Consider the following 16,590-nt stretch of genomic DNA (forward strand, 5'->3'; position numbering starts at 1 on the left):
GTGAATAGGGCTTTGCCCGCGTGGCGGCAATTGCTTTGCGAAGGGCGCGGCGCGCGCTAATGCGCCGTGGATGTTCGATTTCTCCGCCCCCGCCGATACTGACAAGCCGGAACTTTATCGCCAGCTCTGCGCCGCCGCCGACGCGTTGACTGCGGGCGAAAGCGATTCGGTCGCCAATATGGCCAATATCGCCGCGCTGATGGGCGATATGCTGCCCGATCTGAACTGGGCGGGGTTCTACCGCGTGGTCGTATCGGGCGGTGTGGAGGAGCTTGTCCTCGGCCCCTTTGTCGGTCGGCCCGCCTGCATCCGCATCCCCTTTGGCCGGGGCGTATGCGGCACGGCGGCGGCCAGCGGCGCGGTGCAGGTGGTGGAGGATGTGCACGCCTTCCCCGGCCACATCGCCTGCGACGCGGCGTCCGCAAGCGAGTTGGTCGTGCCGGTGCTGCGCAATGGCCGGGTGATCGCGGTGATCGACCTCGACAGTCCCACGCGTGCTCGGTTCGACGAACAGGATGCCGCCGGGATCGCGGCGCTGGCCGCGCTGATCGCGCCGCGTATCTGACGCGCCGATCAGACCCGTTTCGGGACAAGCACGCAAAGGCGCTTGGGAATCGCAGGCAATTTCGTAGTAAACAGGGGGTTAATGCCGGGAGGCAGGTCTGGCGTTCCGGCCCATCCCTCCCTGCATCTGCGATTTGTCGAGGGGCCGTTCCATGCCGAAGCGTCTTGCCGTTTATGCCGCCACCACCGCCCTGCTGGGCCTTTCCGCGCCGGCATTGGCGCAACAGGTTTGGGACGGCGATGGCTATACGCGCGTCGTGGACCGGGCGGTGCGCGACAGCGCGGACGCGGCTGAGGTGCAGAGCGAAGCAGATGCCGGGGTCAGCTGGGCGCGCGACAGCGTTCCGGCGCAGGTTCCGGTCTATGCCGCCCCGTCCAATGCCCCGGAAGAAGCGGTGGAATGGACACGCACCGAAGTGGCCCAGCCCACCTACCGCGAAACCGCGATGAGTGATGGGGATTACCGCGCGGCGCGCGCGGGCCGCGATGCGCTGCATCATCACCAGGGTGCAGCGCATGGTTATCCCGGTGCGCGCAGCACCACACCGCAGCTCGCCTATGGCCCGGCCGAACGTGCCGAATGGCTTGCCCAGTGCCGTGCGCTGCGCGCTGAAGATGTGCGGCCGACCCATTATGTCGAGGAAGAACGGCGCAATGGCGGACTGATCGGCGGCATTCTGGGCGCGATGACCGGCGGGATCGTTGGCAACCGCGTGGCCGACGGCGACCGCCTGCTCGGCACGGTGATCGGCGCCGGAATGGGCGGCGTGGCGGGCGCGGTGATCGGATCGGTGATCGACAATGCCGACCGCCGCCGGGATGACGGGCGCGCCGCCGAAGCCGCCGCGGCAAGCCAATCCTCGGCTTTCGACTACTGCGAGGCCTATCTGCTCAATTACGAGCGCGGTTACGGCGTGCCGGTGCAGATGGCCTATGCCCCCGTCGCAATGGTGCCAGTGGCGCAATACCAGCCGCAAGCGCATCGCCCGCAAATGATGCGCCACCGCATGATCGAGGAGGAGGTGCTGGTCGAACCGGCCCCCGCTCCCCGCCGGCAGATTCGCCGCGCCACGCCCACGCGGGAGCCGGGCAAGCTGATCCGCGCAAACAAACATGTTGATTTAACAGGATTACGGGCGCGACCTCAGATGCCGCTTCCCGTCAGGCGGCCGCAAATCAGGTCGAGCTGGTCAAGCGTGCGGTAACGGATCGTTACCGCGCCCGAACGCGGATCGGCATCGGCGGCGATCTTTACGGGCAGGCCGAGAAACTCCTCAAGGTGGCTTTCCACGGCCGCAATATCGGCATCATGCGCCGGGTCACGTGGCTCGCGCGCGGTGCGGCGGCGCTGTCCCGGACCATCCGCCATACGGGCGAGCTTTTCCACCTCGCGCACCGACAGCTTGCGCAGGATCGCCTGCGCCGCCAGTTCCGAGGCATTATCGCGCCCGATCAGGGCGCGCGCATGACCCATGTCGAGCCGCCCGGCTTCCAGGTGGTCAAGCACATCGTCAGGCAGGCTGAGCAGGCGCTGGAGATTGGCGACATGGCTGCGCGACTTGTCGACCAGCCGGGCAATTTCCGCCTGCGTCATGTCCTCCAGCTGCGCCAGCCGCTGATAGGCGCGCGCCTCCTCGACCGGGTTCAGGTCCTCGCGCTGGATATTCTCGATCAGCGCCAGCGCCATCACCTCGCGTTCGGCCAGGTCGCGGACGATGGCGGGAATCTCGTGCAATTGCGCCTTTTGCGCCGCGCGCCAGCGCCGTTCACCCGCCACCAGCTGATACCGCCCCTCGCCCAGCGGCCGCACGATCACGGGCTGGATCACCCCGCGCGTGGCAATCGAAGCGGCCAGCTCGTCAAGCGCGACCTCGTCAAAATGGCGGCGCGGCTGATCCGGGTGCGGTTCAATTGCAGCGACAGGGAGGCTGGCCAGTCCCGACCCCTGCACGGGCAGCGGAGCGGGGGCAACAGCCGAATTTGACGAGGCGGCGGGCGCAACCAGCGGCTCTTCGCGCCGCGTTTCCCCAAGAAGCGCGCCGAGGCCGCGCCCCAATGCGCGGCGGGGAGCGGGCTTGCCCGCGGCTGCGGCTTCGGGCGAGTTATCCTGTGCACTCATGCCGCAATCCTTTCCTTGGGCAGCCGCCCGATCAATTCGCGCGCCAGTGCCATATAGGCCCGGCTACCAGAGCATGCATGATCGTAAATCAATGCAGGCAGGCCATGGCTGGGCGCTTCGGACAGGCGGACATTGCGCGGAATCACCGACTCGAACACCAGATTGCCGAGGCACTCGCGCACATCGTCGGACACCTGATCGGTCAGCCGGTTGCGCCGGTCGAACATCGTTAGAACAATGCCGATAATGCCCAGATCGGGATTGAAGCGCTGCTGCACCTGTTCAACTGTCTGCAACAGCTGGCTGAGGCCTTCGAGGGCGAAGAATTCGCACTGCAGCGGCACGAGCAGCGTATCTGCCGCACACAGCGCGTTGAGCGTGAGAAGCCCCAGGGAGGGCGGGCAATCAATGAAGCAGATATCATGCCCGCGCCCGCTTCCCTCAGCCGCCGCCTTGTGCGCGGTGAGCGCCTGCGCCAACCGATGCGTGCGCCCCTCGACCCCCACCAGCTCCACTTCCGCGCCGCTGAGGTCGACCGTGGCGGGGAGAAGATCGAGCCCCGGAATGCGCGAGGCGACGATGCAATCATCCACCGGCATCTGGTCAACCAGCACATCATAGCTCGACAATTCGCGCTGCGCCGCCGCCAGACCGATACCGGTCGAGGCATTGCCTTGCGGGTCCAGGTCGATCAGCAGCGTCTTCCAGCCGGTTGCCGCCATCGCCGTCGCAATGTTGATGGCGGTGGTGGTCTTGCCCACGCCGCCCTTTTGATTCGCAATGGCGATAGTGATCATCGGACTGGTGGCCTCCCTGTTCCGGTCACGATACCAGCCTGCGGATCGGTACGCGAGTGTTCCACGTGAAACATGGCGCGGATCGATTCGGGCTGCATTGCCAATTCTTCGCCCGCAGAGCGCCCCTTGGGCAACAGCCAGACGGTGTCCGGTGTGGAAAAGCGGGCGGATAAGCCAAGGAGCTTGTCAAGCGGAGCAAAGGCGCGCGCGCAGATCACCTGCATCGGCGCAGTTGGAACCGTCTCCAAACGGGAACCATGGACCCGGCAATGCGCCAGCCCGAATTCCCGCACCACCGCTTCAAGCCATGCAACGCGCTTCTTGCGCGATTCGACCAGATGAAAGGGAAGATCCGGGCGCGCGATGGCAAGCACCAAACCCGGCATACCCGCACCGCTGCCCAGATCCATCCACGCCCCGCGCCGTTCCAATGTTTCATGTGGAACATGCAGGAGCAGTTGCAAGCTGTCAGCGATATGGCGCTGCCACACCTGCGCCAGGCTGGCAGCGGAAATCAGGTTCTGCCGTCCATTTTCCTCCGCAAGCAAGTCAATGAAGCGCGCCAAACGGTCCATCGCGTCCGCATCCACCAGCGCCGCGCAGAAGGTGCGCGCCTCGTCTTCGCACGTGATCACGCTGCCACCCCTTTGTGGCACGTGTCCCGCACGCGGCGTGCATAGACCAGCAGCGCCGCCAACGCCGCAGGCGTGATGCCAGGCAGCCGCGCTGCGCTTGCCAGCGTATCCGGTTGTGCGCGCGTCAGGCGTTCGACCATCTCTTTGGAAAGACCGGGGACATCGGCAAAGGGAAAGTGTACCCCCAGCGGCACATTTTCGCTGGCGCGCAGATCGCGCAATTCCGCCTCCTGCCGCTCCAAATAGGGCGCATAGGCGGCATCCTCGGCCAGCTCGGCCGCCAGATCGCTTGCCGGATCCAGCTCAGGCGGAAGCAGGGGAGCGAGATCGGCGAGCGTGATATCCGGAAAGCGCAGCCATTCGCGCAGGCTCATGCGACCCAGATCGGTCCGCAGATCGAGACCATGGGCAATCAACTGCCCCGCACTTGCGGAACTGTCCAGCACAGCGGTCCAGCTGACCCGCTCGGCCTCCCGTCGGGCGAACCATTGTGCGCGCGCCTCCCCTACGCACTCCAGTTCCAGCGCCAGCGGCGTGAGCCGTGTGGAAGCGTTGTTGGCGCGCAGCCGCAAACGATACTCGGCGCGTGCTGTCAGCATGCGATAGGGTTCACTCACCCCGTGCAGCGTCAGATCGTCAATCATCACCGCGATGTAGGAATTGGCGCGATCCAGCGATGGCCCATCCCGCCCAAGGACGGAGCTCGCCGCGTAAAGGCCCGCCACAAGCCCCTGCGCCGCCGCTTCCTCGTAACCCGTCGTACCGTTGATTTGCCCCGCGCAGTACAGGCCCGGCATCGCCTTCACCTGCAAATCGCGGCCCAGAGCGCGCGGATCAACATGATCATATTCCACCGCATAGCCGGGCACCACCATCTCCACCTGTTCCAGCCCGGCCATGCTGCGCAGCAAATCCAGCTGCACATCGGTGGGCAGCGAAGTGGAAATGCCGTTCGGATAGACGAGATGCGTAGCGAGCCCTTCGGGTTCCAGGAACACCTGATGCCCGTCGCGGTCGGCAAAGCGGTGAATCTTGTCCTCGATCGACGGGCAATAGCGCGGCCCCGCCGCCCCGATTGCCCCCGTGAACAGAGGCGAACGGTGAAGATTATCGGCAATGATCGCATGGGTGCGCGGATTCGTGCGGGTGATCGCACAGAAGACCTGCGGATTGGCGCGGGCGGAGGTGAGCGGCGACATCGTCCACGGATCAGGGTCGCTTGCCTGCTGTTCCAGCGCAGCCCAGTCAATCGTGCGGCCATCGAGCCGCGGTGGCGTGCCTGTTTTGAGGCGCGCCATCGGCAGTTCCGCCTCGCGCAATTGCCGGGCGAGATCCTGCGCGGATGCTTCGCCAATGCGTCCACCCGTCAGCCGCTCCTCGCCGCGAAACAGCGTGCCGCCCAAAAAGGTGCCGGTGCACAGAATGACGGCGGAGGCAGCCAGTCTGCGCCCATCGGCGAGTTCCAGTCCATCCACCCGTCCTTGCCCGAACGACAGGCGCGCGGCCTCCCCTTCGACGACGGTGAGCTGCGGCAGCTCCGCAAGCATGCGCTGGACCGCCGCTGCAAACAGGTGGCGATCGGCCTGTACGCGCGGGCCTTGCACCGCGCTGCCCTTTGATCGGTTGAGCATGCGGTAATGGATGGCTGCGGCATCGGCGGCGCGCGCAATCAGCCCATCAAAGGCATCGACCTCGCGCACCAGATGGCCCTTGCCCAACCCGCCAATGGCTGGGTTGCAGCTCATCGCGCCTATCTTGCTCACATAGAACGTAACCAGCGCCGTGCGCACGCCCATACGCGCAGCCGCAGCAGCGGCCTCGCACCCGGCATGGCCGGCGCCAATCACGATGACATCGAAGCGATCCATAAGCCTTGCCGATATAGGCCCGCGCGCCTCAGGTCAAAGGGATGGATGGCAAAGCCATGCGCAGTGTTTCACGTGAAACACTCTATTTGCCGATACAGAACCGGCCAAACAACGCATCGAGCACATCCTCAGTAGAGGTACGGCCGAGAAGTGCGTCGAAGGCAAGGCGTGCGCGGCGCAGATGTTCGGCGAGAAGCAGCGGATCGCCCTGCCCCTGGGCGAGTGACACTTCCTCTGCGGCACGGACCACCAGTTCGCGCTGGCGGCGGCCAAGCACCAGATCGCCCGGCCCCGGCATATGTGCGCGGGCGTGTTCGATCAGAGCCCGCTTGAGGTCTGCCATCCCGTCGCCGGTTACGGCCGACACACGGTGCAGCGCCTCTGCCTTGGCCGCATGACCGGCCTCGTCAATACGCGCGTCGATTTCCCATGCGCCCGCCGGCCCCTCACCTTCTGCGCCAAGCCACAGCACCAGATCGGCGCGCGCAATTTCCGCCTGGGCCCGTTCGATCCCGATCATCTCGATCGCATCGCTACCTTCGTCGCGCAGGCCCGCCATATCGACAAAGGAAAAGGGCACGCCGCCAATCGCGACCGGACGCACCAGCACATCGCGCGTTGTGCCAGCAATCGGTGCGGTAATGGCCGCCTCGCTTTCGACCAGCGCGTTGAACAAGGTCGACTTGCCGGCATTGGGCGGCCCGGCGAGCGCAACGCGGAACCCTTCGCGCAACGGCTCTGCCGAGGGCGCGGCGAGCACCGCCTCCAGATCGGCGCGAAACGCCTGGAGGTCCGCCGCGAAGGCAGGCGGAAATCCGTCGCCCACATCATCCTCGTCCCCGAAATCGAGCACCGCCTCCACCTGCGCGGAAAGGCGCAACAATTCGCTCCGCCACCCCTCGACCCGCGCCGACAGCAGACCCGCCGCATTGCCGATCGCCGCGCGGCGCTGCAATTCGGTTTCGGCGGAAAGGAGATCGGCCAACCCTTCGGCTTCGGCGAGGTCGATCCGCCCGTTGGCAAAGGCACGGCGGGTGAACTCTCCCGCTTCGGCGCGGCGCAAGCCCGGCATCGCGGACAGCGCCGCTTCCACCGCAGCGATCACGGCGCGCCCGCCATGCAGATGCAGTTCGGCCAGATCCTCGCCAGTTACCGAGGCGGGGCCGGGAAAAAACAGCACTAGCCCGTCATCGAGAAGGTCGCCGCTCGAATCCCTCAGCCAGGCGCGCATAGCCCGGCGCGGCGCGGGCAGTTTGCCTGCCAGAGCCTGCACAGCCCCGCCCGCATCAGGCCCGGTTATGCGGATAACGGCAATGCCTGCGGGCGGTGCGCCGCTCGACAGGGCAAAGATTGTGTCCATGGCCGCGGAAAATCAATCGTCCTGGGGCGGATCAGTACGGCGCGAGGAACCTCCCGATTGGGCAGAGCGCGTCGCCCCTTCCACAAAGGACTGGAAAATCTTCAGCCCTATCTGCCCCATCGGGGCAAGCTGCTGGGCAAATTCCTGCAACTGATCGGGATTGGACGCGCCCTTCATCGCCTTGGCAATGGCATCGACATAGACGGCATTGGCCTTGTCCACATCGGGCAGGCCCATGAATCGCCGCGCCTCTTCGGGCGAGCATTCGATTTCGATATTCACTTTCATGGCCACAAGCCTTTCACGCAACCGGAAGCGTCCCGGTGTTATATATGCGCAAGACGGTGGCGGATTTCCAGTGGCGTGACCGCCCTAGTTGAGTTTGGCGAAATTGAGCACCATTTCGCGCAGCGCGGGATCGAGTGCGGCGGGCAGTTCGGTGCCAAGCGCAAAGCGGCGAATCGAAGGGCTGTCCTCGGCCGCAAAGCTGCGCATCCGCCATCCGGTAAAAACGGCCTGCGGCGGCGCGATATCGGCCAGCCGCACGATCCCGTTATGACGCGGATCATCCGCCAAATCGGCCATCAACCGATCAAGCGCGTCCCTTTGTCCCTCAATAACCTGCAAAAAGTTCGCGCCATTGAAGACGAGAAATCCGCCAATGCCGCGCTCGGCATTCTTGCGCTCGGATTGCGCGACAATCTTCTCGACATCGCGCAGGCTGAGATTGCGCGCGGTGCTGATGTACAGATATTGCCGCATCGTCAGCCCTTCGTCTGCGGTTTTCACGAAGACGAGAGCATAGCGCCCAGAAGTTACCCGATGGTTCCCCGCCGCCTACTGGTTCATCGTGGCGAAGAAATCCTCGTTCGTCTTGGAATCCTTCATCTTGTCGAGCAGGAATTCCATCGAATCCACCGTGCCCATCTGCATCAGGATGCGGCGCAGCACCCACATCTTGGACAGCTGTTCCTTGGGAACCAGCAGCTCTTCCTTGCGGGTGCCGCTCTTGCCCACGTCGAGCGCGGGGAAGATGCGCTTGTCCGCAACCTTGCGGTCGAGCACGATTTCGCTGTTGCCTGTGCCCTTGAACTCTTCAAAGATCACTTCGTCCATGCGGCTCCCGGTATCGATCAGCGCGGTGGCGATGATGGAGAGGCTGCCGCCTTCCTCGATATTGCGCGCCGCGCCGAAGAAGCGCTTGGGCCGTTGCAGCGCATTGGCATCGACACCGCCCGTCAGCACCTTGCCGCTGGACGGGACGACCGTGTTGTAGGCACGGCCAAGGCGGGTGATTGAATCGAGCAGGATCACCACGTCCTTCTTGTGCTCGACCAGTCGTTTGGCCTTTTCGATAACCATTTCAGCTACTTGCACGTGGCGTGATGCGGGTTCGTCAAAGGTGGAGGAGATCACCTCGCCCTTCACGCTGCGCTGCATGTCGGTGACTTCTTCGGGCCGTTCGTCGACCAGCAGCACGATCAGGAAGACTTCGGGGTGGTTGTCGGTGATCGCCTTGGCAATGTTCTGCAGCAGCACGGTCTTGCCGGTGCGCGGCGGTGCCACGATCAGCGCGCGCTGGCCCTTGCCCTGCGGGCTGATGAGATCGATCACGCGGGCGGACTTGTCCTTCACCGTGGGATCGACCGTGTCGAGGATCAGCCGCTCATCCGGATAAAGCGGGGTGAGATTGTCGAAATTGGTGCGGTGGCGCACCGCGTCGGGATCGTCGAAATTGACCTTCAGCAGCTTGGTGATCGCGAAGTAACGTTCGCCATCCTTGGGCGCGCGGATTTCGCCTTCGACCGTGTCACCGGTGCGCAGGCCCCATTTGCGAACCTGGTTGGGGGAGACATAGATATCGTCAGGCCCGGCCAGATAATTCGCCTCCGGGCTGCGCAGGAAGCCGAACCCATCGGAAAGCACTTCGATCGTGCCTTCACCGATGATTTCCTCGCCATCCTCGGCAACCTCTTTCAGGATCGCAAACATCAGATCCTGACGGCGCATCGTGCTGGCGCCTTCGACCTCGTATTCCTCGGCCATGGCGACGAGTTCTGCCGGCGTCCGCTGCTTGAGTTCTTTCAGGTGCATTGTCGTAAATCCGTATTCGATTCAGGGGAAGCCGGCGGGCCGATGGGCTTGGAGAAAGCAGACCCGGTCGCCACAACGCGACATCAGCCGGATACAAGGCGGCGATATGCTTTTCGCCGCGTCAGGTCAATTCGCTTTGCGCCCTTACGCGCCCGTGTTCAGAACGGTTTGATAACCGCCAGCACAACGATAAAGGCAGCCGCAATGCCCGGCACTTCGTTGAACAGGCGCAATTGCTTACCCGTCAGCGCCCGCTCGCCACGCTGCAATTTGCGGTGATAGGCCGAAAGGTAGAGGTGATAGCCGGTCAGCGCGAGCACGATGGCGAGCTTCAGATGAAACCACCCCATGCTCATCGCATTGCCGGCATAGGCAAGGCCCATGCCCAAAATCCACACCACCGCGACCGACGGATTGAGGATGATTTTCAGCAGCTTGCGTTCGCGATCGAGCCAGATCGCTTCCTCATCCGAACCCGGCGCGGCTTCCTGATGATAGACGAAATAGCGTGGCAGCATGAACAGCCCCGCCATCCAGAAGATCACGAAGATGATGTGGCCGGCCTTCAGCCAGAGATAGATCATCCAGAGGAACCCTTGCATATGGCCCAATTAGGCCGGTGAGCGGACGATTTCCAGCAGCCTTTCAACATGCGCGATCGGCGTGGACTTGTCGATGCCGTGGCCCAGATTGAAGACATGCGGCCGGTCGGCAAAGGCGGCGAGCACCTCGCGCGCGGCATCCTCCAGCGGCGCCCCGCCCGCAATCAGCAGCAGCGGATCGAGATTGCCCTGCACCGGCAGGCCAGCGGGCAATTCGCGGTTGACCCAGCGCGCATCCTGCGTCTCGTCCACGCCCAACGCATCGACACCCGTTTCGCGGGCATAGGCGGGAAGTTTTGCGCCCGCACCCTTGGGAAAGCCGATGATCGGCACGCCCGGATGGCGGCGGCGGATTTCCGCCACAATCTTCGCTGTAGGGGCAATCACCCATTCTTCGAACTGGCGCGGCGAAAGGCTTCCCGCCCAGCTGTCGAACAGTTGCACGGCTTCGGCGCCTGCATCGATCTGGCCCAAAAGATAGGTGATGGATGCCGCGCTGATCGCCGCGATAATCTCGGCGAAGGCGGCAGGGTCGCGGTAGGCCATGGCGCGCGCCAGATGGTGATCCTTCGACCCCTCGCCTGCCACCATGTAGGTCGCCACGGTCCACGGACTGCCGATGAAGCCCAGCATGGTGACATTATCGGGTAGCGCCGCGCGCGTCAGCCGCACGGTTTCCCACACGGGGGCAAAATGCTGCGGTTGCGGGGCCAGACTGCTCAAGGCGGCATCGACCAGCCGCGGCGAGAGATGCGGCCCTTCGCCCGCCAGGAACTGCAGATCCTGCCCCAGCGCGTGCGGAACGATCAGAATGTCGGAAAACAGGATCGCCCCGTCAAAACCGAAACGGCGGATGGGTTGCAAGGTAATCTCGGCCGCAGCTGCACTGTCATAGACCAGCGGCAAGAAACCGCCCTTCTGCGCTCGTAATTCACGGTATTCGGGCAGGTAACGCCCCGCCTGCCGCATCAGCCACACGGGCCGCTTTTCGGTGCGCTCACCACGCAGATTGTCGAGAAGAAGGCCGGGCATCGCGAGGTCCAAACAATAAAAAAGAGTCTTTAAGAAGGGTTCAGTTATCTGTTGGCCCTGTGGATAGCGGGGACAGCGGCCCTCTGCCCGATTTCTCCCCCGGTGAACAGGGGGCAAAGGGCCATGCGACTCTGCAGCCTTGCGTGGTCAAACGGAATCTCTGCCCGCAATCCACAGCCTGTCGATAACCATAAGCCTCTGTCCAGAACTGCGCGCAGGAATCGCCTGTCAGCGGGGGTGAAAAGCCATACCCGGCTTGTCCACGGCCCCGTCCCGTGGTTTATGCTGGCACTTGTCCACATGGCCCGGCTTAACCTTCACCTCCTGTCGGATTCCACCGGCGAAACGCTTGAGATGATCGCCAAGGCGGCGCTCGCGCAGTTCGATGATCCGGATGTCACGCGGCATTTCTGGCCCATGGTGCGTTCGCGCCAGCATCTTGACCGGGTGATAGAGGAGTTCAAGGCCAATCCCGGCCTGGTGCTGTTCACCCTCGCCAATCCCGAAACCCGCGCGCGGCTGGAGGAACAATGCCGCCTGCTGGGCCTGCCGCATATCGCTGCGCTTGATGCGGTGACGCACGCCTTGCAGGATCGGCTGGGGCAGGAAGCGCACGCGCGGCCCGGCGCGCGCCACGTGATGGACCAAGCCTATTTCGACCGGGTGGACGCGATCCAGTTCACCATTGCGCATGATGACGGGATCGGCTGGGAAAACTGGGAAGCCGCCGATATCGTGCTGGCAGGCGTGTCGCGCACATCCAAGACGCCCACGAGCATCTACCTTGCCAATCGCGGGTTCAAGGTCGCCAATATCCCGCTGGTGGTGGAAAGCCCGCCGCCACCTCTGCTGTTTTCCTTGCAAAAGCCGATGGTGGTGGGGCTGACCACGGCGCCGCGCCGCCTGATCGAAATCCGCCGCAACCGCCTGCTGTCGCTCAACGAGCGGACCGAGACCGCCTATGTTGATAGCGAAAGGGTGGAAAAGGAAGTCGCCTTTGCCCGGCGCATGTTTGCCGATAATGGCTGGCCGGTGATCGATGTGACCCGCCGCTCGATCGAGGAAACCGCTGCCGCCGTGATCAAGCTCTATCAGGAACGCACTCTGCGGGGCGGCGATCAGGCAGGCATCAAGCCGATATGATCGTTCTCGCCTCCAAGAGTGCATCGCGTCAGGCCATGCTGCAGGCAGCAGGCGTGTCGTTCGAAGCCGTGCCCGCGGCCGTGGACGAGCGCGCGGTGGAGGCGGCGCTGGGAAATGCGCCCGCGCCGCAGATTGCGCTGGCGCTGGCGCAGGCCAAGGCGCTGGCGGTTTCTGCGCCCAGCCGCCTCGTGCTGGGCAGCGATTCGCTGGTGGTGGTCGATGGCCGCCGCTTCGACAAGCCCGCCAGCCGCGAGGATGCCGCAAACCATCTGCGCTTCTTTTCGGGCAAGGTGATGGAGCTGCATTCGGCGGCGGCACTGGTGCGCGATGGCACGGTGGTGTGGCGTCATGCCGCGCTTGCCCGCTTGCAGGTGCGCAAGCTGTCAGAGAATTTCATCGCCGCCTATCTCGATGCCGAATGGCCCGCGGTCAGCTATTGCGTGGGCGTGTTCCGCATCGAGGGGCCGGGGGTGCAATTGTTTGAATGGGTAGAGGGCGACCAGTTCACCGTGCTGGGGATGCCGCTGCTGCCTGTTCTCGGCGCGCTGCGCGATCTGGGGGAGTTGCCCGCGTGACAAGGCCCTATGCTGAAGTCATTGGAGATCCCATCGCACAATCAAAAAGTCCGGCGATCCACGGCTATTGGCTGCGCAAGCTGGGCATGGATGCCGAATATCGCGCCTGCCATGTGACGGCTGAAGGATTGGCTGATTACCTCGCCGCGCGGCGCGACGACCCGAACTGGCGCGGCTGCAATGTTACCATGCCGCACAAACAGGCGGTGATCCCCTACCTCGACAGTGTTGAACCGCAGGCGGCGGCAATTGGTGCGGTCAACACGATCTATCCGGCTTTTGACCGGCTTCTGGCAGGGACCAACACCGATGTCGCGGGGTTTCTGGAGCCGCTGCTCCCCATGTTGGAAACTCCGCATTATTTCCGCATGGCGCGCGTGCTGGGCACAGGCGGCGCGGCGCGGGCGATCATTGCGGGCCTTGCCGAACACGGGGTGACCATTGTCCTGGCGGGCCGCGATCCGGCAAAGGCACGCGCTCTGCTCGACGAGATCGACCCCAATGGCGAGCATCATGCGGTGGATCTGGCGCATTTTGCCGATCCCACCGACTTTGCCTTTGACGACCGCGAGGGGTATTTTGATCTGGTGGTGAATGCCAGCCCGCTGGGCATGGTGGGCCAGCCGCCGCTCGCCTATGATTTCAGCCATACCCCGCCCGGCGCGGTGATCTATGACATCGTGACAGCCCCGCTCGACACGCCGTTCTTGATCGAGGCGCGCGCGCGCGGTTTCCGCACGGTGGATGGGCTTTCCATGCTGATCGGGCAGGCAGCGATCGCGTTTGAACGGTTCTTCGGCCAGCCGCCTCCGCGCGGCGATGGCGATGCCGAATTGCGGGCCTTGCTCGCACCATGAAGCGCCCGCTCATTCTGGGCCTCACCGGATCGATCGGCATGGGCAAGAGCACGGTCGCCGCGATGTTTGCCGAGGCGGGCGTGCCGGTTTTCGATGCCGATGCCGAGGTGCACCGCCTGCAGGGGCCGGGCGGTGCGCTGATCCCGGCGATAGAAGCGGCTTTCCCCGGTTCGACCGGGCCGGATGGTGTGAAGCGGGCCGAATTGGGTGCGCGTGTATTCGGTGATCCGGCGGCACTCGCCCGGCTGGAAGCCATTGTCCACCCGGCGGTGCAGGCGGCTCGCGCCGATTTCCTTGCCGCTCATGCCGATGCGCCGCTGGTTGTCTTCGACATCCCCCTGTTGTTCGAGAAGAACCTGCTGCACGAAGTGGACAGGGTGGCCGTGGTCTCTGCCCCTGCCGATGTGCAGGCGGCGCGTGTGCTGGCCCGGCCTGGCATGACGGAGGAAAAACTGGCCGCAATCCTTGCCCGGCAGCTGCCCGATAGCGAAAAGCGCGCAAGGGCACATTTCGTGATTGCCACTGGCACCTCGCCAGACGAAACTCGCCGACAGGTAGCCCGGCTGGTGGAGAAGCTGGGCGCAGCCATTGCCACCGGGCGACCGGAAACGGAATAGGCGGGGTCATGAGAGAGATTATCTTCGACACCGAAACCACCGGGCTTGATCCCTTGAGCGGAGACCGGCTGGTGGAAATCGGCTGTGTCGAATTGGTCAACCGCGTGGCCACGGGCCGCACCTTTCACGCCTATTTCAATCCGCAGCGCGACATGCCGCTGGAGGCCGAGCGGGTGCATGGCCTGTCTGCCGCCTTCCTTTCGGACAAGCCGCTTTTTGCCGACCTGGCGGACGAGCTGCTCGATTTTCTGGGCGACAGCCCGCTGGTGGCGCACAATGCGCAGTTCGATTTCGGCTTCCTCAATGCCGAACTGTCCGCCTGCGGCCTTGAGGCAATCGCGATGGAGCGGATGGTCGATACGCTGGCGATTGCCCGCCGCCGGCATCCCGGCGCGAAACATTCGCTCGATGCCCTCTGCGCCCGGTATGGCGTCGATCGCAGCCACCGCGTGAAACACGGGGCTTTGCTCGACGCCGAATTGCTGGCGCAGGTCTATGTCGAATTGCTGGGCGGGAGGCAGATCGGGCTGGAACTGGTCGAGGAGCGAGCGGAGGAAGTGAGCGAGATGCGCGCCTTTGCCCCCCGCACCGGCGCCTTTCGTCCCGCGCGCCCGCATTCTGCCTCGGCGGAGGAACTGGAACGGCACCGCGCTTTTGTTGAATCGCTCAAGGCGCCGTTATGGCTTAATTAGGTCCCAATCGGGTCCTATATGGGGAGAGACGGGCCAACGGGCCCGCACCAAGAAGGAGAAGATATCGATGGAAATCCGCGTTTCGGGCCATCAGATGGACACTGGCGCAGCCTTACAGGATCATGCGGCGGAACGGTTGGGCAGTATCATCGAGAAGTATTTCAGCCGGGCGCTTTCTGCAACGGTCACCTTTGGCAAGGCGCCCAGCAACGCCTTTGACTGCGACATTGTGCTGCATGTGAACCACGGCCTGATCCTGAAAAGCCATGGCAGCGCGCACGATGCGCACCAGGCGCTGGAACAGGCGGCGGACAAGATCGAAAAGCAGCTGCGCCGCTATAAGCGCCGCCTCAAGGACCGCCACGAACAGGCCGCCTATGCCCAGGCGCAGGAAGAAGCGGCCTATACCATCTTCGCTTATGAGGAGCCGGAAGTCGAGGCGGAGGACGAGGTGCTGGTTGATGCACCGCCGGTTATCGCCGAAACGAGTGTCGACATTCCCGAAGTCACTGTTTCGGATGCCGTCATGATGCTCGACCTGCGGCACACCAACGCGCTGTTTTTCAAAAATGCTGGCACGGGGCGACATAATATGGTCTACCGCCGCCACGATGGCTCGATCGGCTGGGTCGAACCGTCCTGACCGTGCGGGACTGCGACAGGCCCGGTATCGGCAGGCTGCGCAAGATGCGTGCGGCGTTTTTGCCATATATCAAGGTCTTCAGCGGATGAATGCTGCTGATCCGGGCCTATTTCCCCCCTGCCCCCTCAAGAGAATATGACATGGATGCACTCTTCGCGATCAAGCCCGAATCGGTGGCGATCATCAGCGCCGATTCCAAGCAGGCGATCCTCGACAAGCTGAGCCAGCTTTTCGCGGCTGCCTGGGGCCTCGATGCCGTCCAGGTGCTCGAACTGCTGGAGGAGCGGGAAAAGCTGGGCAGCACAGGCTTTGGCCGTGGCGTGGCCATTCCCCATGCGCGGATTTCGGGCATATCGCGCCCCGTTGTGGCCCTTATGCGGCTGCGCCATCCGGCCGATTTCAACGCCGCGGATGGCTTGCCTGTCGATCTCGTGGTCGGCCTGCTGTCGCCGGAGAACAGCGGGGCGGGCCATTTGCACGCGCTGGCGGCGATTTCGCGCTTGATGCGCGACGAGGATATGCGCGACGCGCTGGCCGATGCACCCGATGAGGAGGCCATTTACGGCCTGCTCACCAATGTGTCCGACCGCGATGTGGCCTGACCGGTTCGATTCATAATCGCCACGGCGTGGGCATGGACGAGGCGCGACTCCCCGCTCATCTGGAAGTTTCCGGCCTTATCCGGGCGGTGGATGCCGCCGGCGGATTTGGCACGGTCATCGCCAAAGGAGAGCGGGACGCGGGCACATTGCTCGTCATCTGTTGCGAGAAGGGCACAAACGCTGCTGCGTTCGAGCGGATGCCGCAGGCCGACGGCACCCGCAGATGGACTCGCGTGAAGGTTCAAGACCCTGAGAATCCGAACGAATTTACTGCCTATTGCGAGCGGCGCCGCGCACAGGATCCGGATCTGTGGGTGATTGAGCTGGATATCGCGAATGCAGAACGTTTCATCCTTGCGAATGAAACCAAGGGTTGACTTGCCAATTGTG

The 16,590-nt window shown here is 63.9% G+C and carries 20 protein-coding genes; 10 read left to right on the forward strand and 10 right to left on the reverse strand.

What is annotated here, in order from left to right; genetic code table 11:
• Nucleotides 1–70: 70 nt before the first annotated feature.
• Both WFP39_RS11420 and WFP39_RS11425 read left to right on the forward strand, forming a co-directional pair.
• Nucleotides 71–565, forward strand: a complete 495-nt coding sequence (locus WFP39_RS11420) for a GAF domain-containing protein (protein ID WP_336919749.1) — start codon at nucleotides 71–73, stop codon at nucleotides 563–565.
• Nucleotides 566–716: 151 nt separating this feature from the next.
• Nucleotides 717–1,769 (forward strand): glycine zipper 2TM domain-containing protein, encoded by a 1,053-nt coding sequence (locus tag WFP39_RS11425; RefSeq protein WP_336919750.1) that lies wholly within the window; start codon nucleotides 717–719, stop codon nucleotides 1,767–1,769.
• On the opposite strand, the gene WFP39_RS11430 is transcribed toward WFP39_RS11425, so the two are convergent.
• From WFP39_RS11430 to hemE, 10 genes are all read right to left on the reverse strand, one after another.
• Entirely contained in the window at nucleotides 1,709–2,683 is a 975-nt protein-coding gene (locus tag WFP39_RS11430; protein WP_336919751.1) for a ParB/RepB/Spo0J family partition protein, read from the reverse strand. The genes WFP39_RS11425 and WFP39_RS11430 overlap by 61 nt on opposite strands.
• Complete coding sequence (locus WFP39_RS11435) at nucleotides 2,680–3,480, reverse strand: ParA family protein (RefSeq protein WP_336919752.1); 801 nt, start codon at nucleotides 3,478–3,480, stop codon at nucleotides 2,680–2,682. Before WFP39_RS11435 ends, WFP39_RS11430 begins: the two co-directional genes overlap by 4 nt.
• On the reverse strand, nucleotides 3,477–4,055 hold the full coding sequence (rsmG, locus tag WFP39_RS11440) for a 16S rRNA (guanine(527)-N(7))-methyltransferase RsmG (protein ID WP_336919753.1): 579 nt from the start codon (nucleotides 4,053–4,055) through the stop codon (nucleotides 3,477–3,479). The genes WFP39_RS11435 and rsmG overlap by 4 nt, the downstream gene beginning before the upstream one ends.
• Before the next feature lie 56 nt (nucleotides 4,056–4,111).
• Complete coding sequence (mnmG, locus tag WFP39_RS11445; RefSeq protein WP_336919754.1) at nucleotides 4,112–5,983, reverse strand: tRNA uridine-5-carboxymethylaminomethyl(34) synthesis enzyme MnmG; 1,872 nt, start codon at nucleotides 5,981–5,983, stop codon at nucleotides 4,112–4,114.
• Between the two features lie 82 nt (nucleotides 5,984–6,065).
• Nucleotides 6,066–7,343, reverse strand: coding sequence for a tRNA uridine-5-carboxymethylaminomethyl(34) synthesis GTPase MnmE (gene mnmE, locus WFP39_RS11450; RefSeq protein ID WP_336919755.1), 1,278 nt, complete (start codon nucleotides 7,341–7,343; stop codon nucleotides 6,066–6,068).
• 12 nt (nucleotides 7,344–7,355) lie between these two features.
• Complete coding sequence (locus tag WFP39_RS11455) at nucleotides 7,356–7,631, reverse strand: DUF6489 family protein (protein WP_336919756.1); 276 nt, start codon at nucleotides 7,629–7,631, stop codon at nucleotides 7,356–7,358.
• Between the two features lie 84 nt (nucleotides 7,632–7,715).
• On the reverse strand, nucleotides 7,716–8,132 hold the full coding sequence (locus tag WFP39_RS11460; protein WP_336919757.1) for a BLUF domain-containing protein: 417 nt from the start codon (nucleotides 8,130–8,132) through the stop codon (nucleotides 7,716–7,718).
• A gap of 48 nt (nucleotides 8,133–8,180) precedes the next feature.
• Nucleotides 8,181–9,437, reverse strand: coding sequence for a transcription termination factor Rho (rho, locus tag WFP39_RS11465; protein ID WP_336919759.1), 1,257 nt, complete (start codon nucleotides 9,435–9,437; stop codon nucleotides 8,181–8,183).
• A 158-nt stretch (nucleotides 9,438–9,595) separates the two neighbouring features.
• Nucleotides 9,596–10,021 (reverse strand): CopD family protein, encoded by a 426-nt coding sequence (locus tag WFP39_RS11470; protein WP_336919760.1) that lies wholly within the window; start codon nucleotides 10,019–10,021, stop codon nucleotides 9,596–9,598.
• A 27-nt stretch (nucleotides 10,022–10,048) separates the two neighbouring features.
• Nucleotides 10,049–11,071 (reverse strand): uroporphyrinogen decarboxylase, encoded by a 1,023-nt coding sequence (gene hemE, locus WFP39_RS11475; RefSeq protein WP_336919761.1) that lies wholly within the window; start codon nucleotides 11,069–11,071, stop codon nucleotides 10,049–10,051.
• Between the two features lie 300 nt (nucleotides 11,072–11,371).
• Here hemE and WFP39_RS11480 point away from each other — a divergent pair, with 300 nt between their 5' ends.
• The 8 genes from WFP39_RS11480 to WFP39_RS11515 all read left to right on the forward strand — a co-directional run bounded on the left by WFP39_RS11480 (nucleotide 11,372) and on the right by WFP39_RS11515 (nucleotide 16,577).
• Nucleotides 11,372–12,214 (forward strand): pyruvate, water dikinase regulatory protein, encoded by an 843-nt coding sequence (locus WFP39_RS11480; protein ID WP_336919763.1) that lies wholly within the window; start codon nucleotides 11,372–11,374, stop codon nucleotides 12,212–12,214.
• Complete coding sequence (locus tag WFP39_RS11485) at nucleotides 12,211–12,789, forward strand: Maf family protein (RefSeq protein ID WP_336919765.1); 579 nt, start codon at nucleotides 12,211–12,213, stop codon at nucleotides 12,787–12,789. The genes WFP39_RS11480 and WFP39_RS11485 overlap by 4 nt, the downstream gene beginning before the upstream one ends.
• On the forward strand, nucleotides 12,786–13,646 hold the full coding sequence (locus WFP39_RS11490) for a shikimate dehydrogenase family protein (protein ID WP_336919766.1): 861 nt from the start codon (nucleotides 12,786–12,788) through the stop codon (nucleotides 13,644–13,646). Before WFP39_RS11485 ends, WFP39_RS11490 begins: the two co-directional genes overlap by 4 nt.
• Entirely contained in the window at nucleotides 13,643–14,263 is a 621-nt protein-coding gene (gene coaE / locus WFP39_RS11495) for a dephospho-CoA kinase (protein ID WP_336919767.1), read from the forward strand. Before WFP39_RS11490 ends, coaE begins: the two co-directional genes overlap by 4 nt.
• A gap of 8 nt (nucleotides 14,264–14,271) precedes the next feature.
• Nucleotides 14,272–14,955 (forward strand): DNA polymerase III subunit epsilon, encoded by a 684-nt coding sequence (gene dnaQ / locus WFP39_RS11500; RefSeq protein WP_336919768.1) that lies wholly within the window; start codon nucleotides 14,272–14,274, stop codon nucleotides 14,953–14,955.
• 67 nt (nucleotides 14,956–15,022) lie between these two features.
• Nucleotides 15,023–15,598: a ribosome hibernation-promoting factor, HPF/YfiA family gene (gene hpf, locus WFP39_RS11505; RefSeq protein ID WP_336919769.1), complete on the forward strand. Its 576-nt coding sequence runs from the start codon at nucleotides 15,023–15,025 to the stop codon at nucleotides 15,596–15,598.
• A 140-nt stretch (nucleotides 15,599–15,738) separates the two neighbouring features.
• Nucleotides 15,739–16,200 (forward strand): PTS sugar transporter subunit IIA, encoded by a 462-nt coding sequence (locus tag WFP39_RS11510; RefSeq protein ID WP_336919770.1) that lies wholly within the window; start codon nucleotides 15,739–15,741, stop codon nucleotides 16,198–16,200.
• Nucleotides 16,201–16,232: 32 nt separating this feature from the next.
• Nucleotides 16,233–16,577: a DUF1491 family protein gene (locus WFP39_RS11515; protein ID WP_336919772.1), complete on the forward strand. Its 345-nt coding sequence runs from the start codon at nucleotides 16,233–16,235 to the stop codon at nucleotides 16,575–16,577.
• Nucleotides 16,578–16,590: the final 13 nt, after the last annotated feature.

Origin of the sequence: Alteraurantiacibacter lauratis, assembly GCF_037154155.1 — a bacterium.
Lineage (GTDB): Bacteria > Pseudomonadota > Alphaproteobacteria > Sphingomonadales > Sphingomonadaceae > Alteraurantiacibacter > Alteraurantiacibacter lauratis.